Source organism: Nonlabens sp. MB-3u-79 (genome assembly GCF_002831625.1).
GTDB lineage: Bacteria > Bacteroidota > Bacteroidia > Flavobacteriales > Flavobacteriaceae > Nonlabens.
In genome coordinates this window covers 1,657,526-1,672,994 of record NZ_CP025116.1, presented here as the reverse complement: position 1 = coordinate 1,672,994, position 15,469 = coordinate 1,657,526, and the positions used below count along the sequence as shown (strand labels likewise).

Here is a 15,469-nt window from a genome sequence, read left to right as displayed (position 1 = left end):
TCAACCTAGTCACGGTCTAATTTATATTTTGCTAGATCCATACCAAAGTTTAAACCCTTGACATTTACTAATTCTTCCAACTCCGTTAGAGATTTCTTACCAAAATTTCTGAATTTCATCAAATCATTTTTGTTGTAAGAAACCAGATCACCAAGTGTTTCCACTTCGGCGGCCTTAAGACAATTTAATGCTCTCACGGAGAGCTCCATGTCTACTAATTTAGTTTTAAGAAGCTGACGCATGTGAAGACTTTCTTCATCATAAGTTTCCGTCTGTGCTATTTCATCTGCCTCCAAAGTAATTCTCTCATCAGAAAACAACATAAAATGGTGGATCAATGTTTTTGCAGCTTCAGTAAGTGCATGCTTAGGATGAATACTACCGTCAGTGATAATTTCAAAAATCAACTTTTCAAAGTCAGTTTTTTGCTCAACACGGTAATTTTCTATGCTATACTTGACATTTTTGATAGGCGTAAAGATAGAATCGATTGCAATAGTACCGATGGCAGCATTTACATTCTTATTCTCTTCAGCAGGAACATATCCACGACCTTTTTCTATAGTCAATTCTAAGTTTAAACTTACGCTGCTTTCTGTGTTACAGATCACCATATCAGGATTCAATACTTGAAAACCAGAAATGTGTTTCTGTAAATCACCTGCAGTAAACTGATCCTTACCTGAAAATGACACATTTACTACTTCGCTATCTACTTCGTCGATTTGTCTTCTGAAACGAACCTGTTTGAAATTTAAAATAATTTCAGTTACGTCTTCAACAACACCTTCGATAGTAGAAAATTCGTGATCTACACCTTCTATACGTATAGAGGTAATTGCAAATCCTTCTAATGAAGATAATAGTACTCTTCTAAGTGCATTACCAACGGTAAGTCCGTAACCTGGTTCCAAGGGTCTAAATTCGAATTTTCCCTCGAAATCAGTTGAATCAATCATGATTACTTTATCCGGCTTTTGGAAATTTAATATTGCCATAAGATTACTTAATGAGTTGGTTATTATTTAGAGTACAATTCAACGATCAATTGTTCTTTGATATTCTCAGGAATCTGTAAACGTTCTGGAACGCTAACAAATGCACCTTTCAAAGAAGCTTTATTGAAGGTAATAAAATCATAAACACGATCATTACTTGACAAAGCATCATCAATAGCAGAAAGTGATTTTGATTTTTCACGGACAGCTACTTCATCACCAGGTTTTAATTGGTAAGATGGAATATTTACTAGTTGTCCATTAACGGTAATGTGTCTGTGGGATACCAGTTGTCTAGAACCTCTACGTGTTCTAGCTATACCCATTCTGTAGACAACGTTGTCTAATCGGCATTCACATAATTGAAGTAAAACTTGACCTGTAATACCAGTACTTCGAGTTGCCTTTTCAAACATAAGTCTGAACTGCTTTTCTAAGATACCATAAGTATATTTAGCTTTTTGTTTTTCTTTTAACTGAACCGCGTATTCAGATTCTTTTCCACGACGTCTTGCGTTACCGTGCATACCTGGAGGATAGTTTTTCTTCTCCAAAGCTTTACTAGGGCCAAAAATTGGTTCTCTGAATCTACGAGCAATTTTTGCCTTAGGACCTCTATATCTTGCCATTTTTATAAATTTTGTGAGTCGTGTATCATGAATTCAGGTCTATATCCTTCAATGATCTAATAACCACTCGATATTAAAATTAAATTAAACTCTTCTTCTTTTCGGTGGACGACATCCATTATGAGGTAAAGGAGTAACATCAATTATTTCAGTTACTTCAATTCCTGCATTGTGAATCGAACGTATAGCACTTTCACGACCATTACCTGGTCCTTTTACATATGCTTTAATTTTACGCAAACCGGCCTCGTGAGCTACTTTAGAACAATCCTCAGCAGCAAGTTGTGCAGCATATGGAGTATTCTTCTTAGAACCACGGAAACCCATTTTCCCGGCAGATGACCATGAGATCACCTCACCTTTTTTGTTTGTAAGCGAAATCAAAATATTATTGAATGATGAAGAAATGTGAGCTTCTCCAACACTATCAACAATTACCTTGCGCTTTTTAGCTACCGCTTTAGACTTTGCCATATCAGTTACTTATTATTTAGTTGCTTTCTTTTTGTTAGCAACAGTCTTACGTTTTCCTTTACGTGTACGAGAATTATTCTTAGTACGTTGCCCTCTTAATGGAAGACCAGATCTGTGACGAACTCCTCTGTAACAACCAATGTCCATAAGACGTTTGATGTTGACTTGAGTCTCAGATCTCAATTCACCTTCTATAGTAAATTCACCTATAGCGGCACGGATCTTTCCAATCTCATCATCATCCCAGTCGTTAACTTTTTTATCAATGCTAACACCACTAGCAATAAGAACATCCTTTGCACGATTCCTACCTACACCGTAAATGTAAGTTAATGCTATTTCTCCACGTTTGTTTTTAGGTATATCTACCCCTGCAATTCTAGCCATAGCTTAACCTTGTCTTTGTTTAAATTTAGGATTCTTTTTGTTGATGACGTATAGACGCCCTTTACGACGAACTATCTTACAGTCAGCACTTCTCTTTTTAATTGACGTTCTTACTTTCATGTTAGTATCTATAAGTAATCCTTGCTTTCGATAGATCGTAAGGACTCATTTCTAATTTTACTTTATCTCCAGGTAATAATTTTATATAGTGCATACGCATCTTACCAGATATATGCGCAGTCACAACATGTCCATTCTCCAACTCCACTCTAAACATTGCGTTTGAAAGAGCTTCTATAATGGAACCATCTTGTTCTATTGCTGATTGCTTTGCCATTATGCTACTGCTTTTCTATTCTTACCTGTCTTGATCAATCCATCGTAATGACGGTTGAGAAGATAAGAGTTAATTTGTTGCATCGTATCTATTGCGACACCTACCATAATTAATAAAGATGTACCACCATAAAACAAAGCCCATGACTGAGTAACTCCCATTAATGAAATAACTGCTGGGAAGACTGCCACCGCTGCTAAAAACAATGAACCAGGCAAAGTGATTTGTGACATGATACGATCTAAATATTCTGATGTTTCCGTACCTGGACGAATACCAGGGATAAAGCCACCATTACGCTTTAAATCATCAGCCATTTTATTAGTAGGTACCGTAATTGCCGTGTAAAAGTAAGTGAATACTATTATAAGTAAGGCAAAAGTTAGGTTATACCATAATCCAAACATATCACTGTAAGCTGTTCCTATAGACTTTGCCCACGATGAATCCATCTGACCAATAGCTGAAGGAACAAACATTATTGCTTGTGCAAAGATAATAGGCATTACCCCAGAAGCGTTTAACTTTAACGGAATATATTGACGAGAACCAAAAACATTTTTCTCATACCCTCCTGTAGCTGATCTTCTAGCATATTGAACAGGTATTTTCCTGACACCCATAACGAGCATTATACAAGAGGCTATAACCACCAACCATATAACAACTTCAACAATTATAAGGAACCAACTACCAACTCCATCAATACGAGAGCCAACTTCCTGTATAAAAGCTTGCGGCAATGTAGCGATGATTCCAACCATTATTAATAATGATATACCATTCCCGATACCTTTATCAGTAATTTTTTCTCCAAGCCACATAGCAAATACACAACCTGTCACCAATATAATAGTACTTAATACTAAAAATAAGGTTTGCTGATCTTGCATCATGAATGCTGATTCAGGAACACCAAGTGATCCTAAAGAAAGCATGTAACTAGGTGCTTGAATGAGACAGATACCAATAGTAAGCCATCTTGTAATTTGATTGATTTTTTTCCTACCTGATTCACCTTCTTTCTGAAGCTTTTGCAAATAAGGAATTGCGATACCCATTAATTGAACAACAATACTGGCAGAGATATAAGGCATAATACCCAATGCAAAAACCGAAGCTTTTGCAAAAGCTCCACCCGTAAAGGCATTAAGAATACCACCTATACCATCTTTAAAATTAGAGGCCAAGCCTACTAATTGAGTTGAATCAATACCAGGTAATGTAATTTGGGCACCAAATCTATATACAAGTAGTAAACTAAAGGTCATAATAATACGATCCCTTAGCTCCTCGATCTTCCAAATATTTTTTAAATTTTCAATTAACTTCATCTAAAAAAATTAAACTGTTTGCGCTTGTCCACCTACCTTTTCAATAGCAGCCTTGGCAGTTGCAGTGAATTTGTGTGCTGAAATATTAACCGATGCTTTGATATCACCACGACCTAATATTTTAACTAAGTCATTCTTGTGAACCAATCTTTCTGAGATAAGATCTTCTATAGTAATAGTATCTGTAAAACGACCAGCCTCGTGATAAGCCTGAATTACATCAAGATTAACGCCTGCATAATCCTTTCTATTGATATTGGTAAAACCAAATTTAGGTACACGACGTTGAAGTGGCATTTGACCCCCTTCAAAACCTACCTTCTTAGAATAACCTGATCTAGACTTTGCTCCTTTGTGACCACGAGTTGCGGTACCACCTTTACCAGATCCTTGTCCACGACCAATAATCTTGGCAGAATTTTTAACGGAACCTTCAGCTGGTTTTAAATTATGTAAACCCATTTTGATATTTTTTATGCCTTCTCTACAGAGACTAAATGTTGAACTTTAGCAATCATACCTTGTATCGCCGAAGTATCTTCATGCTCTACAACCTGATTCATCTTTCTTAAACCTAGAGATTCTAGTGTTCTTTTTTGTCTTGCCGTCCTATTGATGGCACTACGTACTTTCTTTACCTTTAATATAGCCATGACAATGATTATCCGTTAAAAACTTTATCTAATGAAATACCTCTTTGTTTTGCCACTGTCTCTGCATTACGCAATTGCAATAGCGCGTCAAAAGTAGCTTTTACTACGTTGTGAGGATTTGAAGAACCTTGATTCTTACTAAGTACGTCATGAACTCCAACAGCCTCTAGAACCGCTCTAATAGCACCACCAGCAATAACTCCGGTACCAGCAGAAGCAGGCATCAATAAAACTCTTGCACCACCAAACTTACCTTTTTGTTCATGAGGAATAGTTCCCTTTCTTAATGGAATACGAACTAGATTTTTCTTAGCGTCTTCAACCGATTTAGATATAGCCTCAGATACTTCTTTGGATTTACCTAAACCATGACCTACAACACCGTTTTCATCTCCAACAACAACTATTGCTGAGAATCCAAAAGCACGACCACCTTTTGTTACCTTAGTAACACGTTGAACACCTACTAAACGATCCTTAAGCTCAAGACCACCTGGCTTCACCGTTTCTACATTTTTATATTTTTGGTACATTATATTAAATGTTTCAAATTAAAATTTAAGACCACCTTCACGAGCTCCTTCTGCAAGAGATAAAACACGTCCGTGATACAAATAACCACCTCTATCAAAAGAAACAGTTTCAACACCAGCAGCTTTAGCTTTCTCAGCAACAGCTTTACCAACTTCTTTGGCAGCTTCCGCTTTAGGGCTGTTAGACTTAAGCTCACGTGATGAGGCCGATGCGATGGTCACTCCATCTACATCATTAATTACCTGAGCATAAATTTCTTTATTACTTCTAAAAACAGATAATCTAGGACGGCTAGCCGTTCCATTTACCGTTTTACGAATACGCTTACGGATTTTTATTCTTCTCGCTGACTTTGAAAGTGCCATAATAAATATAAATTATGCTGATTTACCAGCTTTTCTTCTAATTATTTCTCCTACAAACTTAACACCTTTACCTTTATAAGGCTCTGGCGGTCTGAAACCTCTAATCTTAGCGGCTACCTGACCTAACAATTGCTTATCAAAGGAAGTCAATTTAATAACCGGATTTTTACCCTTTTCAGACACAGTTTCAATATGCACCTCTGGTGCAATATTTAAAACTATGCTATGTGAAAATCCTAAGGCTAAGTCTAACTTTTGTCCTTGACTGGATGCTCTATAACCAACACCTACAAGTTCCAATTGTTTAGACCATCCAGTAGATACACCATGAACCATATTATCTATCAAAGACCTGTAAAGTCCGTGTTTAGCTCTATGATCTTTGGCATCTGAAGGACGACTCACAATAACATGATCACCATCTACTTCAACACTAACGTCTGTGTAAGGTTGAACTAACTTACCAAGCTTACCTTCAACAATGATTTCCTTATTTTCAACTTTTACCGATACACCAGCAGGTATAGCCACCGGATTCTTTCCTATTCTTGACATAACTGTATATTAATAAACGTAACAAAGAACTTCTCCACCAACATTTTCTGAACGAGCTTGCTTATCAGTCATAACACCTCTTGAGGTAGAAATGATAGCGATACCAAGACCGTTAAGAACACGTGGCAACTCACTAGCACCAGAATACTTACGTAAACCAGGTTTAGATAGACGCTGTAAATCTTTAATAACCGATTCCTTAGTGTCTCGATCGTACTTTAAAGCGATCTTTATGTTTTGTTGAGCCGAAGTGTCTTCAAACTTATAGCTAAGAATATAACCTTGATCAAATAAGATTTTAGTTATTTCTTTTTTTACTTTAGATGCAGGAATATCAACTACTCTGTGATTTGCTCTAACGGCATTCCTTATTCTAGTTAGATAATCTGCGATTGGATCTGTATTCATAATTATATCTTTAAGCTATTACCAACTAGCCTTTTTAACGCCAGGAATTAAACCTTGATTAGCCATTTGTCTAAACATTACACGAGAAACACCAAATTGTCTCATATAACCCTTAGGTCGACCAGTTAATTTACAACGATTGTGTAAACGAACAGGAGAAGCATTTTTCGGAAGCTTCTGTAACTCTTCATAGTCACCAGCTTCCTTTAAAGCTTTTCTCTTAGCGGCATATTTATCCACTATTGCTTGACGCTTGCGCTCACGCGCTTTCATTGATTCTTTTGCCATCTCTAATTAGTTCTTTTTAAAAGGTAAGCCCAATTCTGAAAGAAGCGATTTTGCTTCTTTATCAGTATCAGCACTGGTTACAAATGTAATATCCATACCAGAAATTTTATTTACCTTATCTATATTAATTTCAGGAAAGATAATTTGCTCAGTAATACCTAAGTTATAATTACCTCTACCATCAAATCCATCTGCTTTTATACCCTGGAAATCTCTTACCCTTGGAAGAGCAACAGTTACAAAGCGATCTAAAAACTCATACATACGATCACCTCGTAAAGTAACTTTTACACCAATTGGCATACCTTTACGTAATTTGAACGATGCAACATCCTTCTTTGAAAGGGTTGCCACCGCTTTTTGACCAGTGATTGTTGTAAACTCTTCTAAAGCGTAATCAATCAATTTCTTGTCAGCAACAGCACCACCTACTCCGCGGCTAAGCACTATTTTCTGTAGCTTAGGAATCTCCATAACATTCTTGTATGAAAACTCTGTCTGTAAAGCCCCAGCAATACGCTCTCTATATTCTCCTTTAAGTCTTGGTAAATACGACATGATTATATAACTTCTTTAGTTGTTTTAGCAATACGTACATTTTTACCATCTTTTGATTCGTAACCAATTTTGGTATTCTTACCATTCTTATCTATCAAAGAAAGGTTTGAGACATGTAACGGAGCTTCTTTTTCTTTTATTCCTCCCTGAGGGTTTGTTGCACTAGGCTTCTCGTGTTTAGAAACCATGTTAACACCTTCAACGATTGCTTTATTTTTTTCAATAAGGACCTTTGAGATCTTACCTTCAGAACCTTTGTGTTCTCCAGCAATAACTCTCACCGTATCCCCTGTTTTGATTTTTAACTTTGCCATAATTTTTTATTATAGAACTTCTGGAGCGAGTGAAACAATTTTCATGAACTGTCGGTCACGTAATTCACGTGCTACTGGTCCAAAAACACGAGTACCTCTCATGTCAGAAGTTGGGTTTAATAAAACGCAAGCATTGTCGTCAAAACGAATGTAAGAACCATCTGGTCTTCTTACTTCCTTCTTAGTACGGACAACGACTGCAGTAGAAACCGCACCCTTCTTAATATTACCATTAGGAGTAGATTCCTTAACAGAAACAACAATTTTGTCTCCTACGGAAGCATACCTCCTTTTAGTACCACCCAATACACGAATACAAAGAACTTCCTTTGCACCTGTATTGTCGGCTACTTTTAATCTAGATTCTTGTTGTACCATTACTTAGCTCTTTCTAATATTTCTACTAATCTCCAGTTCTTAGACTTACTTAAAGGTCGAGTCTCCATAATACGTACGGTATCGCCTTCATTGCACTCATTCTTTTCGTCATGAGCAACATATTTCTTTGTCTTTAGAACAAACTTTCCATACATAGGGTGCTTTTGTCTTTTGACTTCAGTAACAACGATGCTTTTATCCATCTTGTTACTTTTAACAACTCCTACACGTTCTTTTCTTAAATTTCTAGTCTCCATAGTCACACTATTTATTATTGATCGCAGTCTTGATTCTCGCAATAGTCTTACGCAATTTAGTAATCTGTGAAGGATTATCTAATGGTGACATACTATGAGTTCTCTTTAAATCTCCGTAAGCAACTTGTGATTCCACAAGTTTGTCTTTTAATTCCTCTTGGGAATATCCTTTAACTTCTGATTGTTTCATGACTCAAATCTATTCTTGATAATCGCGAGCGACTATGAATTTAGTTTTAACTGGTAATTTTTGTGCTGCAAGACGCAATGCCTCTTGTGCAACAGCTTGAGGTACACCAGAAATTTCAAAAAGAATTCTACCTGGTTTAACAACCGCTGCCCAATACTCGACATTACCTTTACCTTTACCCATACGAACCTCAAGAGGTTTTTTAGTAATAGGCTTGTCTGGAAATATCTTGATCCATAAAGAACCTTCTCTCTTCATAAAACGAGTAGCTGCAATACGTGCTGCCTCGATTTGTCTTGAGTTAATGAAATTAGAATCTAAAGATTTAATCCCAAAGGTCCCGTAGGCTAGCTGGTTACCACGTCCAGAATCACCTTTCATGCGACCCTTTTGCTGTTTTCTAAATTTTGTTTTTCTAGGTTGTAACATTTCTAGCTATTATTAATTTCTACGACGACGATTACTACCACCACGAGGGTTAGTACCACCACCTTTATTTCCTTGTTGTTTCTTTGCAAGTCCTACTAGAGGAGAAAGATCACGTTTACCATAAACTTCACCTTTCATAATCCATACTTTCACACCTATTCTACCATAAGTAGTGTGTGACTCAACTAATGCATAGTCAATATCAGCACGAAAAGTAGAAAGAGGTATACGACCATCTTTAAACGATTCAGACCTTGCCATCTCGGCACCATTCAATCTTCCTGAAATCTGAACCTTGATACCTTCAGCATTCATTCTCATAGCAGCAGCAATAGCCATTTTGATAGCGCGTCTATAAGAGATGCGATTTTCAATTTGTCTTGCGATACTAGAGCCAACTAAATGAGCATCTAATTCAGGTCTTTTGATTTCATGAATATTGATTTGAACATCCTTATCAGATATTTTTTTCAATTCTTCTTTCAAACGATCTACTTCAGAACCACCTTTACCGATAATAATACCAGGTCTAGCAGTAGTAATAGTAACCGTAACAAGTTTCAAGGTACGCTCGATAATAATACGAGATACGCTTGCCTTTGATAAACGAGCGTGGATATACTTACGTATTTTATCATCCTCTGCTAACTTATCTCCATAGTCATTTCCACCATACCAGTTAGATTCCCATCCGCGGATGATACCTAAACGATTTCCTATTGGATTTGTTTTCTGTCCCATAAATATATTAGTTAGCCTCTACGGTATTAGTTTGACCTAACACAAGAGTCACATGGTTTGATCTTTTTCTTATTCTATGCGCTCTACCCTGTGGAGCAGGACGCAACCTCTTTAACATTGCACCACCATCAACTCTTATCTCTTTGATAAAAAGTCCAGCCTCAGCAACATCAGCATCTTCATTCTTAGCTTGCCAATTTGCAACAGCACTAAGTACGAGCTTATCCAATCTTCTAGCAGCTTCTTTAGAAGAAAACTTAAGAATGTTTAATGCATCCTCCACTTTCTTTCCTCTAATTATATCAACTACTAATCTCATTTTACGAGGTGAAGTAGGGCAATTATTAAGCTTTGCAAAAGCAATTTTACTTCTCTCTTCCTTTAGCCTTTCAGCCGTTTGTCGTTTACGAACTCCCATAGCTTAGCTTATTTTTTACCTTTGTTCCTTGCACCACCGTGACCCCTGTAGGATCTGGTAGGTGAAAATTCACCAAGTTTATGTCCAACCATGTTTTCTGTAACAAACACGGGAACAAACTGACGTCCATTATGAACAGCAATTGTTTGACCAACAAAATCTGGAGTGATCATAGATGCACGAGACCAAGTTTTGATAACAGTTTTCTTTCCGGACTCAATGTTTTGAGCCACCTTAGATTCAAGTTTATGAAATACGTAAGGTCCTTTTTTAAGTGAACGAGCCATAATTTATTTCTTTCTACGTTCTATTATATATTGAGTACTAGCTTTATTCTTATCACGTGTACGATATCCTTTTGCAGGAATACCATTACGAGATCTTGGATGACCTCCAGAAGACTTACCTTCTCCACCACCCATTGGGTGATCAACAGGGTTCATCACTACTGGACGAGTTCTAGGTCTTCTACCTAACCATCTAGATCTTCCTGCTTTACCGCTTACCACTAACTGGTGATCACTGTTAGAAACAGCTCCTATAGTAGCTAAACATTCTTGCAAAATTAATCTTGTTTCTCCAGAAGGCATTTTAACCGTAGCGTATTTACCATCTCTTGCCATTAACTGAGCAAAAGAACCAGCACTACGAGCTATAGTAGCTCCTTGACCTGGACGTAATTCAATACAACTAACGATCGAACCTAAAGGAATTTGTGAAAGCTTCATAGCGTTTCCTACTTCTGGAGTTGCAGTTTCGCCAGACACAATGTTCTGACCCACTTTAAGACCATTAGGAGCAACGATATATCGCTTCTCACCATCTTGGTAGTTCACAAGAGCAATAAAGGCAGTACGATTTGGATCGTACTCTATACTTGCAACAGTTGCTGGAACACCATGATGATTTCTCTTGAAATCGATTATACGGTAGCGTCTTTTGTGACCACCACCTTTGTAACGCATAGTCATACGACCACTATCATTACGACCACCTGAACGTTTTATCGGAGCGAGTAAACTCTTCTCCGGCTTATCAGTTGTAATGGCGTCGTAGCCATTAACAACTCTAAATCGCTGTCCAGGTGTTACAGGTTTTAATTTTCTTACTGACATTATTGTCTTTTAATTATAGATTACTGTAAAGATCAATGGTTTCACCATCTTTAAGTTGTACAAATGCTTTTTTACGAGCACTAGTTTTACCAACTTGAATCCCTGATTTAGTATATTTAGTATTGCGATTGATACGAGTATTCATTGTTCTTACTTTAAGAACAGTTACACTATAGGTCGCCTCTACTTCTTTTTTGATTTGAACTTTATTAGCCTTAGGAGACACTTCAAAACCGTAACGATTTAGAAGCTCACTATCTCTAGTTGCCTTCTCAGTAATAATAGGTTTTATTAAAATGCTCATGACTTATTTACTTAAAGTTTCTTGAATTCCTTCTAGCGAACCTTCTAAAAGCACTACGTTTGCAGCATTTAGAATTTTGTAAGTGCTTAATTCTGAGTTAGTTATAACATCAGAGCCCTTCAAATTTCGCGAAGACAAATATACATTATTATTTGATTCACCCAACACAAAAAGGGATTTTTTATTATTAAGTCCTAAACCTTCTAAAACTTCAATAAAATCCTTTGTTCTTGGTGCCTCAAAATTAAAGTTCTCAACTACTGTAAGAGTACCCTCAGCCATCTTCTGACTTAATGCACTTCTACGAGCTAACCTCTTCTGACCTTTATTCAATTTGAATGAATAACTACGTGGTAATGGACCAAAAATACGACCTCCACCTCTAAAGATAGGAGACTTAATAGAACCTGCACGTGCTGTACCTGTTCCTTTTTGTTTCTTTATCTTACGTGTACTTCCCGTAATCTCTGCACGGGCCTTAGCTTTATGCGTACCTTGACGTTGATTTGCCAAATATTGCTTTACATCTAAATAAATAGCATGCTCACTAGGCTCGATACCAAAAATATCATCAGATAACTCTACCTGACGGCCAGTTTCTTTTCCTTTTAAATCTAATACTGCTATCTTCATTATTTCTGTACGATTACATAAGAGTTTTTATGACCAGGTATACAACCCTTCACCACTAAAAGATTCTTTTCAGAAACAACTTTTAATACTCTTAAATTTTGAACTTTTACTTTTTCGTTACCCATCTGTCCACCCATGCGCATTCCTTTGAATACACGTGCAGGGTAAGATGCAGCACCGATAGAACCAGGAGCTCTTAAACGGTTGTGTTGACCGTGTGTCGCTTGTCCAACACCACCAAAACCGTGACGTTTAACAACACCTTGAAAACCTTTACCTTTTGACGTTCCCGCCACATCGACAAATTCACCTTCTGTGAACATATCTACAGTGATCGAATCACCTAAATTGTACTCCTTATCAAAACGTTTGAATTCAGCAACTTTTCTTTTGACACCAGAACCTGCTTTCTTAAAATGCCCTTGAGCAGCTTTAGAAGCATTCTTGTCTGATTTGTCATCGAAACCTAATTGCAAAGCAGAATATCCATCTACCTCTTCAGTTCTGACTTGGGTAACAACGCAAGGACCTGCCTCTATGATCGTACATGGCATATTCTTACCATTCTCGTCATAAATACTAGTCATTCCGATTTTTCTTCCTATTAACCCAGACATATTTATTTAATTAATTGTTATTTAAAAACTTTTTAAAAAGCACCGCTTTCGCGAAAGCGGTACTTATCAATTTTCTTATCCTCAGTAAAATGATTATACCTTGATCTCCACTTCAACTCCACTAGGAAGTTCTAACTTCATAAGAGCATCAATAGTCTTTGAAGAAGAACTATAGATGTCAAGAAGTCTCTTGTAAGAGCTCAATTGAAACTGCTCACGAGATTTTTTATTGACGTGAGGAGATCTTAATACTGTAAATATTTTTTTGTGTGTTGGAAGTGGAATAGGTCCAGTTACAACAGCACCTGTACTTTTTACAGTTTTAACGATTTTTTCTGCAGATTTATCTACCAGATTATAATCGTAAGACTTGAGTTTAATTCTGATTTTTTGACTCATCGTTTGAAATATTAATTGTTACCTTTTGTTGCTGCGATTACTACTTCACTAATGTTAGAAGGAGTTTCAGCATAATGTGAAAATGACATTGTAGATGTTGCACGACCTGATGAAAGCGTACGTAACGTAGTTACATAACCAAACATCTCCGACAATGGCACATCAGCTTTAACAACCTTAGCACCATTACGATCACTCATATCATTCACTTGACCACGACGACGGTTTAAGTCACCTACGATATCACCCATGTTTTCTTCTGGAGTAATTACCTCAAGCTTCATGATAGGTTCTAGAATTACCGCACCTGCAGACTTTGCAGAAGCTTTGTAACCCATTTTAGCAGCAAGTTCAAATGATAATGCATCAGAATCCACAGCGTGGAAAGATCCATCAGTCAAGGTTACTCTCATACTATCCATCTCAAATCCAGCAAGAGGACCTGCTTTCATTGATTCACGGAAACCTTTTTCAATTGAAGGGATAAATTCCTTAGGAACGTTACCACCTTTAATCTTATTTATGAATTGAAGACCTTCTTCTATCTTACCCTCCTCATTTGGTTCAGCTGGTTCGATAGTAAATACAATATCTCCAAATTTACCACGACCACCAGATTGCTTTTTATAAGTTTCTCTGTGTGTAGCCGATCTAGTGATAGCCTCTTTATACTCCACTTGTGGCGCACCTTGGTTAAGCTCAACCTTAAATTCGCGACGCATACGGTCAACGATAATATCTAAGTGTAACTCTCCCATTCCAGAGATAATAGTCTGGCCTGAAGCTTCATCAGTTCTTACTTGGAATGTTGGATCTTCTTCAGCTAATTTAGCTAAAGCCATACCCATTTTATCAACATCTGCCTTAGTTTTTGGTTCTACAGCAATACCGATAACTGGATCTGGAAAATCCATAGATTCCAAAACGATAGGGTGCTTTTCATCAGTCATGGTATCACCAGTCTTGATATCTTTGAATCCTACCGCTGCACCTATATCACCCGCTTCGATATAATCGATGGCGTTTTGTTTATTAGAGTGCATTTGATAAATACGAGAAATACGTTCCTTTTTACCTGAACGGTTGTTAAGGATGTATGATCCAGCATCTAAACGGCCAGAATAAGCACGGAAAAAAGCTAAACGACCAACAAAAGGATCTGTAGCAATTTTAAATGCTAGAGCAGCAAAAGGCTCATTAACATCTGGTCTTCTTATTTCTTGCTCATCAGTATCAGGATTGATACCGAAAATACCTTCTTTATCTGTAGGAGCAGGCAAATAACGACATACAGCATCTAATAGAAACTGAACACCTTTATTTTTAAACGCTGAACCACAAATCATAGGAATAATAGACATATCCATTACAGCAGCACGAAGAGCAGCATGCACTTCATCCTCAGTAATAGAGTCTTCATCCTCCATATATTTTTCAAGCAAGTTCTCATCATATGCAGCTACCTCTTCGATAAGCATTCCACGATATTTTCTTGCCTCTTCTTTCAATTCCTCAGGAATACCGATCACATCAAATGTTGCTCCTTGAGTATCATCATGCCAAACAATAGCACGATTCTTCACAAGGTCAATGATACCTTTGAATTCATCTTCATCGCCAATGTTTAAAACAATCGGCACTGCGTTAGATTTCAACATATCTTTTACTTGCTGACATACAGCAAGAAAGTTAGACCCTTGACGGTCCATTTTGTTTACAAAACCTATACGCGGCACTTTATAATTATCAGCAAGTCTCCAGTTAGTTTCAGATTGCGGCTCAACACCATCAACTGCACTAAATAAGAAAACTAAACCGTCAAGAACACGTAACGATCTATTAACCTCTACTGTAAAGTCAACGTGACCTGGTGTGTCAATAATATTAAAGTGATAATCCTTAGTTTCTGGTAATGGCTCTGCGTTTTCCATTGGAAATTTCCATGTACATGTAGTAGCAGCAGAAGTAATAGTAATACCACGTTCTTGCTCTTGCTCCATCCAGTCCATAGTAGCAGCACCATCGTGCACCTCACCTATCTTATGACTTACTCCTGTATAAAAAAGAATACGCTCTGTCGTAGTGGTTTTACCCGCATCAATGTGCGCAGCAATACCAATATTTCTCGTGTATTTTAAATCTCTTTGTGCCATT

General features: G+C 37.2%; 29 protein-coding genes. All 29 read right to left on the bottom strand.

All coding sequences use genetic code 11. The features are described from left to right. Positions 1 to 5: 5 nt before the first annotated feature. The 29 genes from CW736_RS07475 to fusA all read right to left on the bottom strand — a co-directional run bounded on the left by CW736_RS07475 (position 6) and on the right by fusA (position 15,468). A complete protein-coding gene (locus CW736_RS07475; RefSeq protein WP_101013363.1) occupies positions 6 to 998 on the bottom strand; it encodes a DNA-directed RNA polymerase subunit alpha in 993 nt (330 codons plus the stop codon). Positions 999 to 1,021: 23 nt separating this feature from the next. Further along, positions 1,022 to 1,627 (bottom strand): 30S ribosomal protein S4, encoded by a 606-nt coding sequence (rpsD, locus tag CW736_RS07470; protein WP_101013362.1) that lies wholly within the window; start codon positions 1,625 to 1,627, stop codon positions 1,022 to 1,024. 84 nt (positions 1,628 to 1,711) lie between these two features. Next, entirely contained in the window at positions 1,712 to 2,101 is a 390-nt protein-coding gene (rpsK, locus tag CW736_RS07465; RefSeq protein WP_101013361.1) for a 30S ribosomal protein S11, read from the bottom strand. Positions 2,102 to 2,113: 12 nt separating this feature from the next. Continuing rightward, positions 2,114 to 2,488 carry a 30S ribosomal protein S13 gene (rpsM, locus tag CW736_RS07460; RefSeq protein WP_101013360.1) on the bottom strand — a complete coding sequence of 125 codons (375 nt, stop codon included), beginning with the start codon at positions 2,486 to 2,488 and terminating at the stop codon, positions 2,114 to 2,116. 3 nt (positions 2,489 to 2,491) lie between these two features. Next, a complete protein-coding gene (gene ykgO / locus CW736_RS07455) occupies positions 2,492 to 2,608 on the bottom strand; it encodes a type B 50S ribosomal protein L36 (RefSeq protein WP_101013359.1) in 117 nt (38 codons plus the stop codon). A gap of 1 nt (position 2,609) precedes the next feature. Continuing rightward, positions 2,610 to 2,825 carry a translation initiation factor IF-1 gene (gene infA / locus CW736_RS07450; protein WP_013549436.1) on the bottom strand — a complete coding sequence of 72 codons (216 nt, stop codon included), beginning with the start codon at positions 2,823 to 2,825 and terminating at the stop codon, positions 2,610 to 2,612. Further along, complete coding sequence (gene secY / locus CW736_RS07445; RefSeq protein WP_101013358.1) at positions 2,825 to 4,159, bottom strand: preprotein translocase subunit SecY; 1,335 nt, start codon at positions 4,157 to 4,159, stop codon at positions 2,825 to 2,827. Before secY ends, infA begins: the two co-directional genes overlap by 1 nt. A gap of 9 nt (positions 4,160 to 4,168) precedes the next feature. Beyond that, entirely contained in the window at positions 4,169 to 4,621 is a 453-nt protein-coding gene (rplO, locus tag CW736_RS07440; protein WP_101013357.1) for a 50S ribosomal protein L15, read from the bottom strand. A gap of 11 nt (positions 4,622 to 4,632) precedes the next feature. Next, positions 4,633 to 4,812, bottom strand: coding sequence for a 50S ribosomal protein L30 (gene rpmD / locus CW736_RS07435; protein WP_101013356.1), 180 nt, complete (start codon positions 4,810 to 4,812; stop codon positions 4,633 to 4,635). An 8-nt stretch (positions 4,813 to 4,820) separates the two neighbouring features. Further along, positions 4,821 to 5,345 carry a 30S ribosomal protein S5 gene (gene rpsE / locus CW736_RS07430; protein ID WP_101013355.1) on the bottom strand — a complete coding sequence of 175 codons (525 nt, stop codon included), beginning with the start codon at positions 5,343 to 5,345 and terminating at the stop codon, positions 4,821 to 4,823. An 18-nt stretch (positions 5,346 to 5,363) separates the two neighbouring features. After that, entirely contained in the window at positions 5,364 to 5,711 is a 348-nt protein-coding gene (rplR, locus tag CW736_RS07425; RefSeq protein ID WP_101013354.1) for a 50S ribosomal protein L18, read from the bottom strand. A gap of 12 nt (positions 5,712 to 5,723) precedes the next feature. After that, on the bottom strand, positions 5,724 to 6,266 hold the full coding sequence (rplF, locus tag CW736_RS07420; RefSeq protein WP_101013353.1) for a 50S ribosomal protein L6: 543 nt from the start codon (positions 6,264 to 6,266) through the stop codon (positions 5,724 to 5,726). A 9-nt stretch (positions 6,267 to 6,275) separates the two neighbouring features. Beyond that, positions 6,276 to 6,674: a 30S ribosomal protein S8 gene (gene rpsH, locus CW736_RS07415; protein ID WP_101013352.1), complete on the bottom strand. Its 399-nt coding sequence runs from the start codon at positions 6,672 to 6,674 to the stop codon at positions 6,276 to 6,278. An 18-nt stretch (positions 6,675 to 6,692) separates the two neighbouring features. Further along, a complete protein-coding gene (gene rpsN, locus CW736_RS07410; RefSeq protein ID WP_101013351.1) occupies positions 6,693 to 6,962 on the bottom strand; it encodes a 30S ribosomal protein S14 in 270 nt (89 codons plus the stop codon). A gap of 6 nt (positions 6,963 to 6,968) precedes the next feature. Beyond that, positions 6,969 to 7,520, bottom strand: a complete 552-nt coding sequence (rplE, locus tag CW736_RS07405; protein ID WP_101013350.1) for a 50S ribosomal protein L5 — start codon at positions 7,518 to 7,520, stop codon at positions 6,969 to 6,971. Positions 7,521 to 7,522: 2 nt separating this feature from the next. Continuing rightward, complete coding sequence (gene rplX / locus CW736_RS07400; protein WP_101013349.1) at positions 7,523 to 7,834, bottom strand: 50S ribosomal protein L24; 312 nt, start codon at positions 7,832 to 7,834, stop codon at positions 7,523 to 7,525. A gap of 9 nt (positions 7,835 to 7,843) precedes the next feature. Beyond that, entirely contained in the window at positions 7,844 to 8,212 is a 369-nt protein-coding gene (gene rplN, locus CW736_RS07395) for a 50S ribosomal protein L14 (RefSeq protein ID WP_101013348.1), read from the bottom strand. Next, positions 8,212 to 8,469, bottom strand: a complete 258-nt coding sequence (gene rpsQ / locus CW736_RS07390; RefSeq protein WP_101015069.1) for a 30S ribosomal protein S17 — start codon at positions 8,467 to 8,469, stop codon at positions 8,212 to 8,214. The genes rplN and rpsQ overlap by 1 nt, the downstream gene beginning before the upstream one ends. A 7-nt stretch (positions 8,470 to 8,476) precedes the next feature. After that, positions 8,477 to 8,659, bottom strand: a complete 183-nt coding sequence (gene rpmC, locus CW736_RS07385; protein WP_101013347.1) for a 50S ribosomal protein L29 — start codon at positions 8,657 to 8,659, stop codon at positions 8,477 to 8,479. A 9-nt stretch (positions 8,660 to 8,668) separates the two neighbouring features. Then, positions 8,669 to 9,088: a 50S ribosomal protein L16 gene (rplP, locus tag CW736_RS07380; RefSeq protein ID WP_015361160.1), complete on the bottom strand. Its 420-nt coding sequence runs from the start codon at positions 9,086 to 9,088 to the stop codon at positions 8,669 to 8,671. A 12-nt stretch (positions 9,089 to 9,100) separates the two neighbouring features. Further along, entirely contained in the window at positions 9,101 to 9,829 is a 729-nt protein-coding gene (gene rpsC / locus CW736_RS07375) for a 30S ribosomal protein S3 (protein WP_101013346.1), read from the bottom strand. A gap of 7 nt (positions 9,830 to 9,836) precedes the next feature. Continuing rightward, complete coding sequence (gene rplV, locus CW736_RS07370) at positions 9,837 to 10,247, bottom strand: 50S ribosomal protein L22 (RefSeq protein WP_101013345.1); 411 nt, start codon at positions 10,245 to 10,247, stop codon at positions 9,837 to 9,839. Positions 10,248 to 10,255: 8 nt separating this feature from the next. Next, a complete protein-coding gene (rpsS, locus tag CW736_RS07365) occupies positions 10,256 to 10,534 on the bottom strand; it encodes a 30S ribosomal protein S19 (protein WP_101013344.1) in 279 nt (92 codons plus the stop codon). Between the two features lie 3 nt (positions 10,535 to 10,537). Continuing rightward, entirely contained in the window at positions 10,538 to 11,362 is an 825-nt protein-coding gene (gene rplB / locus CW736_RS07360; RefSeq protein WP_101013343.1) for a 50S ribosomal protein L2, read from the bottom strand. 13 nt (positions 11,363 to 11,375) lie between these two features. Beyond that, positions 11,376 to 11,666, bottom strand: a complete 291-nt coding sequence (rplW, locus tag CW736_RS07355) for a 50S ribosomal protein L23 (protein WP_101013342.1) — start codon at positions 11,664 to 11,666, stop codon at positions 11,376 to 11,378. Positions 11,667 to 11,669: 3 nt separating this feature from the next. Beyond that, positions 11,670 to 12,299 (bottom strand): 50S ribosomal protein L4, encoded by a 630-nt coding sequence (gene rplD, locus CW736_RS07350; protein WP_101013341.1) that lies wholly within the window; start codon positions 12,297 to 12,299, stop codon positions 11,670 to 11,672. Further along, positions 12,299 to 12,916 carry a 50S ribosomal protein L3 gene (gene rplC, locus CW736_RS07345; RefSeq protein WP_101013340.1) on the bottom strand — a complete coding sequence of 206 codons (618 nt, stop codon included), beginning with the start codon at positions 12,914 to 12,916 and terminating at the stop codon, positions 12,299 to 12,301. Before rplC ends, rplD begins: the two co-directional genes overlap by 1 nt. A 93-nt stretch (positions 12,917 to 13,009) precedes the next feature. Further along, positions 13,010 to 13,315 carry a 30S ribosomal protein S10 gene (gene rpsJ / locus CW736_RS07340; protein ID WP_008992279.1) on the bottom strand — a complete coding sequence of 102 codons (306 nt, stop codon included), beginning with the start codon at positions 13,313 to 13,315 and terminating at the stop codon, positions 13,010 to 13,012. A gap of 11 nt (positions 13,316 to 13,326) precedes the next feature. Further along, the gene (gene fusA / locus CW736_RS07335) at positions 13,327 to 15,468 is read right to left on the bottom strand and encodes an elongation factor G (RefSeq protein ID WP_101013339.1); all 2,142 of its coding nucleotides are present in this window, start codon (positions 15,466 to 15,468) and stop codon (positions 13,327 to 13,329) included. Position 15,469 lies beyond the last annotated feature (1 nt).

Coding starts and splice junctions, on each gene's coding strand:
- rpsQ (WP_101015069.1), bottom strand. CDS start 8,469: ATGGAGACTAGAAATTTAAGAAAAGAACGTGTAGGAGTTGTTAAAAGT.
- rpsD (WP_101013362.1), bottom strand. CDS start 1,627: ATGGCAAGATATAGAGGTCCTAAGGCAAAAATTGCTCGTAGATTCAGA.
- rpmD (WP_101013356.1), bottom strand. CDS start 4,812: ATGGCTATATTAAAGGTAAAGAAAGTACGTAGTGCCATCAATAGGACG.
- rpsK (WP_101013361.1), bottom strand. CDS start 2,101: ATGGCAAAGTCTAAAGCGGTAGCTAAAAAGCGCAAGGTAATTGTTGAT.
- rpsE (WP_101013355.1), bottom strand. CDS start 5,345: ATGTACCAAAAATATAAAAATGTAGAAACGGTGAAGCCAGGTGGTCTT.
- ykgO (WP_101013359.1), bottom strand. CDS start 2,608: ATGAAAGTAAGAACGTCAATTAAAAAGAGAAGTGCTGACTGTAAGATA.
- secY (WP_101013358.1), bottom strand. CDS start 4,159: ATGAAGTTAATTGAAAATTTAAAAAATATTTGGAAGATCGAGGAGCTA.
- rplX (WP_101013349.1), bottom strand. CDS start 7,834: ATGGCAAAGTTAAAAATCAAAACAGGGGATACGGTGAGAGTTATTGCT.
- rpsM (WP_101013360.1), bottom strand. CDS start 2,488: ATGGCTAGAATTGCAGGGGTAGATATACCTAAAAACAAACGTGGAGAA.
- rplR (WP_101013354.1), bottom strand. CDS start 5,711: ATGGCACTTTCAAAGTCAGCGAGAAGAATAAAAATCCGTAAGCGTATT.
- CW736_RS07475 (WP_101013363.1), bottom strand. CDS start 998: ATGGCAATATTAAATTTCCAAAAGCCGGATAAAGTAATCATGATTGAT.
- infA (WP_013549436.1), bottom strand. CDS start 2,825: ATGGCAAAGCAATCAGCAATAGAACAAGATGGTTCCATTATAGAAGCT.
- rplE (WP_101013350.1), bottom strand. CDS start 7,520: ATGTCGTATTTACCAAGACTTAAAGGAGAATATAGAGAGCGTATTGCT.
- rplP (WP_015361160.1), bottom strand. CDS start 9,088: ATGTTACAACCTAGAAAAACAAAATTTAGAAAACAGCAAAAGGGTCGC.
- rplV (WP_101013345.1), bottom strand. CDS start 10,247: ATGGGAGTTCGTAAACGACAAACGGCTGAAAGGCTAAAGGAAGAGAGA.
- rpsN (WP_101013351.1), bottom strand. CDS start 6,962: ATGGCAAAAGAATCAATGAAAGCGCGTGAGCGCAAGCGTCAAGCAATA.
- rplD (WP_101013341.1), bottom strand. CDS start 12,299: ATGAAGATAGCAGTATTAGATTTAAAAGGAAAAGAAACTGGCCGTCAG.
- rpsS (WP_101013344.1), bottom strand. CDS start 10,534: ATGGCTCGTTCACTTAAAAAAGGACCTTACGTATTTCATAAACTTGAA.
- rplN (WP_101013348.1), bottom strand. CDS start 8,212: ATGGTACAACAAGAATCTAGATTAAAAGTAGCCGACAATACAGGTGCA.
- fusA (WP_101013339.1), bottom strand. CDS start 15,468: ATGGCACAAAGAGATTTAAAATACACGAGAAATATTGGTATTGCTGCG.
- rplF (WP_101013353.1), bottom strand. CDS start 6,266: ATGTCAAGAATAGGAAAGAATCCGGTGGCTATACCTGCTGGTGTATCG.
- rpsC (WP_101013346.1), bottom strand. CDS start 9,829: ATGGGACAGAAAACAAATCCAATAGGAAATCGTTTAGGTATCATCCGC.
- rplC (WP_101013340.1), bottom strand. CDS start 12,916: ATGTCTGGGTTAATAGGAAGAAAAATCGGAATGACTAGTATTTATGAC.
- rpsJ (WP_008992279.1), bottom strand. CDS start 13,315: ATGAGTCAAAAAATCAGAATTAAACTCAAGTCTTACGATTATAATCTG.
- rplW (WP_101013342.1), bottom strand. CDS start 11,666: ATGAGCATTTTAATAAAACCTATTATTACTGAGAAGGCAACTAGAGAT.
- rplO (WP_101013357.1), bottom strand. CDS start 4,621: ATGGGTTTACATAATTTAAAACCAGCTGAAGGTTCCGTTAAAAATTCT.
- rplB (WP_101013343.1), bottom strand. CDS start 11,362: ATGTCAGTAAGAAAATTAAAACCTGTAACACCTGGACAGCGATTTAGA.
- rpsH (WP_101013352.1), bottom strand. CDS start 6,674: ATGAATACAGATCCAATCGCAGATTATCTAACTAGAATAAGGAATGCC.
- rpmC (WP_101013347.1), bottom strand. CDS start 8,659: ATGAAACAATCAGAAGTTAAAGGATATTCCCAAGAGGAATTAAAAGAC.